The sequence below is a fragment of the Streptomyces muensis genome (assembly GCF_021474425.1).
GTDB classification, from domain to species: domain Bacteria; phylum Actinomycetota; class Actinomycetes; order Streptomycetales; family Streptomycetaceae; genus Streptomyces; species Streptomyces muensis.
Genome location: NZ_JAKEIP010000101.1, coordinates 18,586 through 28,166, shown reverse-complemented (window position 1 = coordinate 28,166; position 9,581 = coordinate 18,586). Strand labels below are relative to the sequence as shown.

The 9,581-nt window shown below is 69.9% G+C and carries 5 protein-coding genes; 2 read left to right on the top strand and 3 right to left on the bottom strand.

Annotation, left to right across the window (positions count from 1 at the left end; genetic code table 11):
* A partial coding sequence (locus L0P92_RS23215; RefSeq protein ID WP_234764759.1) for a sensor histidine kinase occupies positions 1 to 1,553 on the bottom strand: 1,553 nt, incomplete at its 3' end.
* A gap of 482 nt (positions 1,554 to 2,035) precedes the next feature.
* On the opposite strand from L0P92_RS23215, the gene L0P92_RS23210 reads away from it, so the two are divergent.
* On the top strand, positions 2,036 to 3,247 hold the full coding sequence (locus L0P92_RS23210) for a glycosyltransferase (RefSeq protein WP_308289747.1): 1,212 nt from the start codon (positions 2,036 to 2,038) through the stop codon (positions 3,245 to 3,247).
* 139 nt (positions 3,248 to 3,386) lie between these two features.
* Positions 3,387 to 5,564, top strand: a complete 2,178-nt coding sequence (gene helR, locus L0P92_RS23205) for an RNA polymerase recycling motor ATPase HelR (RefSeq protein ID WP_234764757.1) — start codon at positions 3,387 to 3,389, stop codon at positions 5,562 to 5,564.
* Positions 5,565 to 5,669: 105 nt separating this feature from the next.
* On the opposite strand, the gene L0P92_RS23200 is transcribed toward helR, so the two are convergent.
* The gene (locus L0P92_RS23200) at positions 5,670 to 8,522 is read right to left on the bottom strand and encodes a DEAD/DEAH box helicase (RefSeq protein ID WP_234764756.1); all 2,853 of its coding nucleotides are present in this window, start codon (positions 8,520 to 8,522) and stop codon (positions 5,670 to 5,672) included.
* 116 nt (positions 8,523 to 8,638) lie between these two features.
* Complete coding sequence (gene tatC, locus L0P92_RS23195) at positions 8,639 to 9,568, bottom strand: twin-arginine translocase subunit TatC (RefSeq protein WP_234764755.1); 930 nt, start codon at positions 9,566 to 9,568, stop codon at positions 8,639 to 8,641.
* Positions 9,569 to 9,581: the final 13 nt, after the last annotated feature.

The window sequence follows — 9,581 nt, the reverse complement described above, 5'->3', positions numbered from 1 at the left end:
GGTTGGGTTCGCGGCTTGAGTGTGAGCGGGTCGGGCTTGTCCTTGAGTCCGTTCCAGAACGCCTCGACCCAGGCGCCGGGGACCGACTCGTCCTGCGCCGGCTCGGGCTCGGGTTCCGATTTGGGCGTGGACCAGATGGTGGGCCTGCCCTCCCGCTCGGCCTGCTCGATGGCCGCCTGCTCGGCGATGCGCTTGCTGAGCGGGGTCTTGACCCGGCTGCGGCGCTGGGGCAGCCCGCCCGCGGTCCATTCGGTGACGACGGGGACGTCGTCCTCCATCGAGGCCATGGCGGCGGTGATCTTCGGGCTGGTGGGGCGGCGCTTCTTGGGCGCGCGCTTGGGACCCTCGAGCGCGTCGGGGTCGGCCTTGGGCGCGGCCCCGGCGCCGATGCCGTGGGCGAGTCCGGGCGCGGGGTCGTTGGTCATCATCTCGCGCGGCACCACGAGGATGGCGCGCACACCGCCGTAGGCGGAGGAGCGCAGCGAGACCTGCATGTTGAAGGCCGTGCACAGGCGGCCGACGACGGCGAGGCCGAGGCGCGGGGACTCGCCGATGTCCTGGAGGTCGGTGCCCTGCTTGGCACGCTCCAGCATGCCCTCGACCCTGGCGCGGGCCTCCTCGCTGAGGCTGACGCCGGAGTCCTCGATCTCGATCGCGACTCCGGTCTGCACCTCGGTGGCGGTGACGTGGACCTTGGTCTGCGGCGGCGAGTAGCGGGTGGCGTTGTCCAGGAGTTCGGCCGCGGCGTGGATGATCGGCTCGACGGAGATGCCGGCGATGTTGACCTGGGCGATGGAGTCCAGGCTGATGCGGCGGTACTCCAGGATCCTGGACATGGCGCCGCGCAGCACGCTGTACAGCGGGACGGGTTCGGGCCACTGGCGGCCGGGTCGGCCGCCGCCGAGCACGGAGATGGAGTCGGCGAGACGGCCGATCAGCATGGTGCCGTGGTCGATGCGCAGCAGGTCGTCGAAGACCTCGGGGTTACGTCCGTGGTCCTCTTCCATCTCCCGGAGTTCCACGGCCTGTTGGTGGACGATCGACTGAACGCGGCGCGCGATGTTGACGAACGAGCGCTGGGCGGAGTCGCGGAGCGCTTCCTGGTGGTCGACGATGTCGAGCATCGACCGCACCAACGACAGTTCCGCCCGGGAGAGATGGGCGTAGGACGGGTCGAGCTTGGCGAGGTCGCGCATCACCTCATAGGTGGAAGCGCCGCGCTGCAGCCGGCTGATCGCGGCGGGCGTGATCTCCGTGGCGAGGCGGTTCATCGCCTCGTCGTGGGCGGCGACGCGCCCTTCCAGATACGCGGTGTGACGGGCGTGCTCGGCCCGCAGATCCCGCAGGGCGCGGCCGCGGCGCACGACTTCGGCCGCGGACACCAGCACCAGCAGCATGGCCACGGCACCGCACACGCCGACGGCCGTCCGGGCCGGCTCCGTCACCACGGCGACGGCGGCTCCGGTCGCCGCGGCCATCGCTATGGCAGGCAGCAACAGCACGCGCGCGTACGGGAGTTCACGGCGACTGGGCGGGGATTGAACGCTCACCATGTGGGCCCTCTGAAACGAATCGGGTGGGTGTAGGGGGAGCTTGCAGGGGGGAATGTCATGGGTATGTCGGAATCTTCTGCATGATTGGGGAACAAGCGCACGATTACACCTCAACTCGGTGCGCTGCGGGCGAGCTTAGTCCGACCGGATCATCGCTGTGTCATATTCAGCAAGCACCTGAAATGGGGTGCGCGGCGGTAGTACGCTCGGCCCCATTTATACGCTCGGATTACATTCGTACACGATGCGTTACGGCGCACGGGCGTGCGAAGACCACTCACCGTGACGGGTGAAGATCGGATTCCGGGGGCGTCCGGCCTGCCGCGGACGACGAGAAGAGCGGCAAAAAAGAAAGGCAAGGAGGTCTCCGACTCCTTGCCACTCTCAACTTATAGCGCACCGGGGGGCTTGCGGCAAGGCCCCCGTCGTACCGCAGAATCTCCGGCCTGGGCCAAAGACCTGCGGAAACGGGGAGTCGCGAAGTGCGTGTGCTGTTGTCGACCTATGGGTCGCGGGGGGATGTCGAGCCGATGGTCGGGCTCGCAGTGCGGTTGCGGGAGCTCGGCGCCCAGGTGCGGGTGTGCGCTCCGCCGGACGAGGACTTCGCGCGGCGGCTGGCCGGTGTCGACGTGCCGCTGGTGCCCGTCGGCCCGTCGGCGCGTGCGCTGACCAAGGCGGTGGCGCCGCCGTCGTCGATGCCCCGGCGTGCGGCCGAGGTGATCGCCGGACAGTTCGAGGTGATGCCCGTGGCGGCCGAGGGCTGTGACCTGCTGGTGGCGACCGGCATGATGCCGGCCGCGGCCGGCGCCCGGTCGGTCGCCGAGAAGCTGGGCATCCCCTCCGTGTCCGTGACCTTCCAGCAGCTCACGCTGCCGTCGCCGCACCGCCCGCCGCTCGCCTACGCGGGCCGCCCGTTTCCCCCGGAGGTGACCGACAACCGGGCGCTGTGGGAGCTGGACGCCCAGAGCATCGACGCGCTGTTCGGTGAGGCCCTCAACACCAACCGGGCGTCGATCGGCCTGCCCCCGGTGGCCCACGTCCGCGACCACGTCATCGGCGACCGGCCATGGCTGGCGACGGACCCGGTCCTGGACCCGCCGCACGAGATGCCGGGCCTCGACGTCGTCCAGACCGGCGCCTGGATCGCACCCGACGTCCGTCCGCTGCCGGCCGGCCTCACAGCCTTCCTGGACGCCGGCACGCCGCCGGTGTACGTCGGCTTCGGCAGCATGCCCCTGCACGCCTCGACGGACGCCGCCCAGGTGGCCATCGACGCGGTACGCGCCCAGGGCCGCCGCGTGCTGGTCTCCCGGGGCTGGGCCGACCTCGCCCTGATCGACGACCAGGACGACTGCTTCGCCGTGGGCGAGGCCAACCACCAGGCCCTGTTCACCCGGGTGGCCGCCGTCCTGCACCACGGCGGCGCGGGGACGACGACCACGGCCGCGCGGGCCGGCGCACCCCAGGTCGTCGTGCCCCAGCTGGCGGACCAGCCGTACTGGGCCGGCCGGGTCGCCGACCTCGGCATCGGCGCGGCGCACGACGGTCCGACGCCCACCCTGGAGTCCCTGTCCACCGCACTCGAAACGGCCCTCACACCCGAGACCCGCGCGCGAGCGAGCGCGGTGGCGGCGACGATCCGCACCGACGGCACGGACATGGCAGCGAGGCTGCTGCTGGACGGGACCGTCTGAGGACGGCTCGCCAGGCCGCCAGGCCGCAACGTCCCAACAACACAAAGCCGCAATGACGCATGGCCGCATGGCCACATGGCCGCAATGACGGGACGCCCCCAACCGACCAACCGACCACCCCACTTTCGGAGCTGATGCCTTGAACCCCCTCACGACCAGCGCGTTCAACCTCCCCGACCGCCTCTCCCCCAAGGCCGACCCGACCCTGATCTCCGCCGACGAACAGCACTTCGCGGCCATCGCGGAGTGCCTCGAACAGTCGATCGCCGAGCTCACCGACCGTCTCGACGCCGTCCGCAGGGCGCCCGGCGGCAAGGGACAGCAGGCGATGGACCGGGACATCGAGGTCCACCGGCTGACCGCGCGCCTGCGCACCCTGCGCCGCTTCGGCCTGGACCTGTGCCTGGGGCACATGGTCGGCGCGGACGACGCCGAGCCCGTGTACATCGGACGCCTCGGCCTGACGGACAGCACCGGCCGGCGCCTGCTGCTCGACTGGCGCTCCCCGGCCGCCGAGCCGTTCTTCGGCGCCACCCACGCCAACCCGATGGGGCTGGCCAGCCGCCGCCGCTACCGCTGGAGCGACGGCCGGATCAACGACTACTGGGACGAGGTGTTCACCTCGGACGGACTCGGCGGGCACCACGCCGCCCTCGACGACCAGTCCGCCTTCATCGCCAGCCTGGGCAGCGACCGCTCACCGCGGATGCGGGACGTGCTCGGCACGATCCAGGCCGACCAGGACGCCATCATCCGCGCGGGATCCCGGGGCGCCCTCGTCGTCGACGGCGGCCCGGGCACCGGCAAGACCGTCGTCGCCCTGCACCGCTCCGCCTACCTCCTCCACTCCGACCCGCGCCTCGGTCACCGGCGCGGCGGCGTCCTCTTCGTCGGTCCGCACCGCCCGTACCTGGCCTACGTCTCCGATGTCCTGCCCAGTCTCGGCGAGGAGGGCGTGCAGACCTGCCTCCTGCGCGACCTCGTCACCGAGGGCGCCACGGCGACCGTGGAGGCCGACCCGGAGGTGGCCCGGCTGAAGTCGTCCGCGGAGCTGGTGAGGGCGATCGAGAAGGCCGTCCGGTTCTACGAGGAGCCGCCCGCCAAGGGCATGACGGTCACGACCCACTGGTCGGATGTCTGGCTGAGCGCCGACGACTGGACGGTGGCGTTCGAAGCGGCGGAACCCGGCACTCCGCACAACGAGGCGCGCGAGCAGGTCTGGGAGGAACTGCTCACGATCCTGACGGACAAGCACGAGGCCGACGCCTCGACGCAGGACGGCGACGTCTCGCCCGAACTGCTGCGCCGGTCGCTGACGCAGAACAGGGAGCTGCTGACGGCCTTCAACCGCGCTTGGCCGCTGCTCGAAGCGGCGGACCTGGTCGGCGACCTGTGGTCGGTACCCGCCTATCTGCGGATGTGCGCCCCCTGGCTCAGCCGCGAGGAGGTCCAGCGCCTCCAGCGGGCGGACGCCCAGGCCTGGACGGTGTCCGACCTGCCCCTGCTGGACGCGGCGCGCCAGCGGCTCGGCGACCCGGAGGCGTCACGGCGCAAACGCCGCCACGAGGCCACTGTGGCCGTCGAACGCGAGCGCATGGGCAGGGTCGTCGACGACCTCCTCGAAGCCCACACCTACGACGACGGCGAAGGCGTCCTGATCATGCTGCACGGGCAGGACATGCGGAACTCCCTGGTCGACGACTCCGCCCTGCCCACCGCCGACCCGGACCTGCTCGCCGGCCCGTTCGCGCACATCGTCGTCGACGAGGCCCAGGAACTGACCGACGCCGAATGGCAGATGCTGCTGCTGCGCTGCCCGTCCCGGAGCTTCACCATCGTCGGCGACCGCGCCCAGGCCCGTCACGGCTTCACCGAGTCCTGGCGGGAACGCCTCGAACGAGTCGGCTTCGACCGCATCGACCTGACATCCCTGAGCATCAACTACCGCACCCCCGAAGAGATCATGACGGCAGCCGAGCCGGTCATCCGCACCGCCCTCCCGGACGCGAACGTACCGACATCCATCCGCAGCACCGGCGTCCCGGTCGTCCATGGACCCACGACCGACCTCGACGCGATCCTCGGCACCTGGCTCACCGAGCACACCGAGGGCATCGCCTGCGTGATCGGCGCCCCCGAGTTCCCCCCGACCGACCGGGTCCAGTCACTGACCCCGGAGCTGTCGAAGGGCCTGGAGTTCGACCTGGTGATCCTGGTGGACCCACAGACCTTCGGCGAGGACATCGAGGGCGCGGTGGACCGCTATGTGGCGATGACGAGAGCAACGCAGCAGTTGGTGATCCTCACGAGCTCCTGACTCCCACCGAGTGACCGCGCTTCTCAAGCGGGGGCGAGTGCACGCCCTAGGGGCGCGGGGAACTGCGCGACCAGCCCCAACGAACCCGCACCCGCCGACGAAGCCTCACCCCACCGACGAATAGGCGACAACCCCCCGCAACAGCCCATCCACAGCCTTACGCGCACTCTTGGCCACAGTGGAGCCCTCCGCAGGAGAAGCCGCCGCGATCTGCCCCAACACATCGATCACCTGCTTGCACCACCGCACAAAGTCCCCGGCCGGCATCTCCGCCTCCCGCAGCACCTCGTCCAGCCCCGACCCGTTGGCCCACATGTACGCGGCCCAGGCGAACCCGAGATCCGGCTCACGCTGCCCGACCCCTTCGCTCTGCGTGATCCGGAAGTCCTCCTCAAGGGCATCGAGCCGCCCCCAGATCCGCACCATCTCACCGAGCGCCGCCTTGGCCTTGCCCGACGGCAGCTTCGGCGCCATCGCATCGTCCCCGACCCGCGCCTCGTACACCAACGCCGAGACACAGGCGGCCAGTTCGGCCGGGCCGAGGCCCTCCCACACCCGCTCCCGCAGGCACTCGCTGGCCAGCAGGTCGAGTTCGCCGTACAGCCGGGCGAGCCGCTTGCCGTGTTCGGTGACCTCGTCGCCGCGCAGATAGTCCAGCTCGGTCAACAGCGCCACGATCCGGTCAAACGTACGGGCGATGGTGTTCGTACGGCCTTCGATACGGCGTTCCAGCTGCGAGGTGTCCCGCAGCAGCCGGTGGTAGCGCTCGGCCCAACGGGCGTGGTCCTCACGGTCGTTGCAGCCGTGGCAGGGGTGGGCGCGGATGTCCTTGCGCAGGCGGGCGATCTCGCGGTCGTCCGCCGCCTGGGAGCGCCGCTTGCGGTGCCGCTCCGGCGCGATGTGCCCCGCCTTGGTGCGCAGGGCGGAGGCGAGGTCCCGACGGGACTGCGGGGAGCGCGGGTTGAAGGACTTGGGGATCCGCATCCGCTCCAACGCCTCGACGGGCACCGGGAAGTCCATGGACGCCAGCCGCTTGACCTGCCGTTCCGCTGTCAGGACCAGCGGGCGCGGCCCGTCGTGGTGCTCGAAGCCGCGGTGGCCGTTGGACCGTCCGGCGGGCAGCCCGGGGTCAAGTACCAGTGCGAGACCGGCGTACTTGCCCGTCGGCACATGGATGACGTCGCCCGGCTTGAGCTTCTCCAGTGCGACCGCGGCCTCCGCGCGCCGCTGTGCCGCGCCCTCGCGGGCCAACTCGGTCTCGCGGTCCTTGAGTTCGCGGCGCAGTCGCGCGTACTCCTCGAAGTCGCCGAGGTGGCAGGTCATGGACTCCTTGTAGCCCTCCAGCCCCTCCTCGTTGCGCTGCACCTGCCGGGAGATCCCGACGACCGACTTGTCGGCCTGGAACTGCGCGAACGACGTCTCCAGCAGTTCGCGTGAACGGTGCCGGCCGAACTGCTCGACCAGGTTGACCGCCATGTTGTACGACGGCTTGAAGCTGGACTTCAGCGGGTAGGTGCGGGTGCCGGCCAGTCCCGCGAGGTGCTCGGGGCTGGAGCCGCGCTGCCACAGCACCACGGCGTGGCCCTCGACATCGATGCCGCGGCGGCCCGCGCGACCGGTCAGCTGTGTGTACTCACCGGGTGTGATGTCGGCGTGCTGCTCGCCGTTCCACTTGACGAGCTTCTCCAACACCACCGACCGGGCGGGCATGTTGATGCCCAGCGCCAGCGTCTCGGTGGCGAACACGGCCTTCACCAGGCCACGGACGAACAGTTCCTCGACGACCTCCTTGAAGGTCGGCAGCATGCCCGCGTGGTGCGCGGCTATGCCTCGCTCCAGGCCTTCCAGCCATTCGTAGTAGCCGAGGACATGCAGGTCCTCGGACGGGATGGCAGCGGTGCGCTCCTCGACGAGGGCCCGTACCTTCTCCCGCGCCTCGTCGTCGTTCAACCTCAGCCCCGCGTACAGACACTGCTGTACGGCGGCCTCGCACGCGGCCCGGCTGAAGATGAAGGTGATCGCGGGCAGCAGCCCCTCGGCGTCAAGGCGCTCGATGACCTCCGGGCGCCCCGGAGTCCACACCCGGGTCCGCTGTCTGCGCTCCCGCTCCCGGTCGGCCTCACGCATGTTCCGACCGCGTCGGCGGTCCTGGTACGACGGCCGGGTGGCCTCCATCCGGGCCAGCCGCATGAGGTCGGGGTTGACGGCCTTCTTGCTGCCCTCGCCCTCCTCGAACAGGTCGTACATCCGACGTCCGGCGAGCACGTGCTGGAACAGCGGGACGGGCCGGTGCTCGGAGACGATCACCTCGGTGTCGCCGCGGACGGTGTCGAGCCAGTCGCCGAACTCCTCGGCGTTCGACACGGTCGCCGACAGTGAGACGAGTGTGACCGACTCGGGGAGGTGGATGATCACCTCTTCCCATACGGCGCCGCGGAAGCGGTCGGAGAGATAGTGCACCTCGTCCATGACCACATAGCCCAGGCCGAGGAGGGTCTGCGACCCGGCGTACAGCATGTTCCGCAGCACCTCGGTCGTCATCACGACCACCGGGGCGTCGGAGTTGATGCTGTTGTCGCCGGTGAGCAGGCCGACCATGCCGTCGCCGTAACGGCGGCACAGGTCGGCGTACTTCTGGTTCGACAGCGCCTTGATGGGTGTCGTGTAGAAGCACTTCTTGCCCTGCATCAGGGCGAGGTGGACGGCGAACTCGCCGACGATCGTCTTGCCGGAGCCGGTGGGCGCGGCCACCAGTACGCCCTTGCCCGCCTCGAGCGCCTGGCAGGCCTCGATCTGGAAGGGGTCGAGGCCGAAGTCGTACATCTCGCGGAAGGAGGCGAGCGCGGTGGCCTGCTCGGCAGCGCGCCTGCGTGCTGCCGCGTACCGCTCGGCCGGTGAGAGGTCCTCTGTCATCGTGCTTTCGAGCGTACCGGGCGCCACTGACAACAGGACGATCATTATCCGGATCGGCCCTCGCCGGACCCGGGATCCCCGCAGCTCACGGCCGCGCAGCGAAAGCGGCCGGGTGCGCCCCGTAGGCGCCCCGGCCGCGTCACTTCATCGGACCGCTGTTCTCAGGTCACGTCGTCGTAGCCGTTGACCCGCTCCGTGCTCGCCTGCTCGGGCAGCGCCCGGCTCGCGGAGACGGTCTCGACCTCGTCGATGCTCTCGGGGGTCAGATCGAGGTCGGAGGCCTCGTCGTCGTCCAGCTCGGCATCGGGGTCGTTACGGCGGCGTCGTCGGTCGTTCAGGATGGAGAAGCCCACCGCCATGAAGTACAGGATGACGATCGGCCCGGCGAGGGCCATCATGCCGATGGGGTCGGTGGTGGGGGTCGCCACGGCACCGAAGACGAAGACACCCATGACGACGCCGCGCCACCAGCCGAGCATCCGGCGTCCCGTCACCATGCCCGTCAGGTTCAGCATGACCAGGAGCAGGGGAAGCTCGAAGGCCGCACCGAAGACAAGCACCATCCGGACGCTGAAGTCGAGGATCTTGTCCATCGGCAGGATGTTCGCCGACCCGTCGGGCGTGATGCCCAGCAGGACACGCATGCTGATCGGCATGATCGTGTAGGCGAGCCAGGCACCACCGAAGAACAGCGGCACCGCGGCGGCCACGAAGTAGTACGTGTACTTGCGCTCGCTCTTGTGCAGTCCCGGGGCGACGAACGCCCACAGCTGGTAGAGCCAGACAGGACTCGACAGGACGATGCCTGCCATGAGGCTCACCTTCACCGTGGTCGTGAAGGGAGAAAGCAGGTCGGTGTACGCGACGACCGCGCAGGCACCGCCCGTGGTCTCGCCCAGTCCCGTGGTACAGCGCGGGACCGGATCGGAGAGGAACTTCATGAGTTCCGCGTTGTAGAAGGCGGCCACGATGGTGACGACCGTGATCGCCAGCATGCCCTTCGCGAGCCGGTTGCGGAGCTCACGAAGGTGTTCCACGAGGGGCATCCGCCCCTCGGGATCCTTCTCCTTCTTGCGGGCAGACTTCAGCAACCCACGTTCCCAT